Source organism: Bacillus cereus group sp. BfR-BA-01524, assembly GCF_022662595.1.
GTDB lineage: Bacteria > Bacillota > Bacilli > Bacillales > Bacillaceae_G > Bacillus_A > Bacillus_A thuringiensis_S.
Genome location: NZ_JAKUDW010000323.1, coordinates 1 through 349 on the forward strand (window position 1 = coordinate 1; position 349 = coordinate 349).

Here is a 349-nt window from a genome sequence, read left to right on the forward strand (position 1 = left end):
ATGACTGATAGGTTTATTTTTATTTGAGCACAATTATGTTTAAAATGAAGTAACAAGATATAATAAATGGAGTAACTATTTAAATGGAGGTAAAGTTTTTGGATTTCAAGCAACTAGAAAATAAATTCGAAAAGAAAAAAGTGAATACATTTCTTGTTTATCAAAAAGGGGAATTAACAACTGAGTACTATAAAACACCTGAATGTGCAAATAACTTATATAAAATAAATTCGATTACAAAAAGTATTGTATCTTTATTAATTGGTATTGCAATTGATAAGAGCTATATAAATGATATACATACACCGATTACAGAGTGGATTGAAAATGTACCTGGGGAAAAACATGA

General features: G+C 26.1%; 1 pseudogene. It reads left to right on the plus strand.

What is annotated here, in order from left to right:
• Window positions 1-98: 98 nt before the first annotated feature.
• Window positions 99-349: pseudogene (locus MR170_RS31280) on the plus strand (serine hydrolase domain-containing protein); the annotation flags it as partial.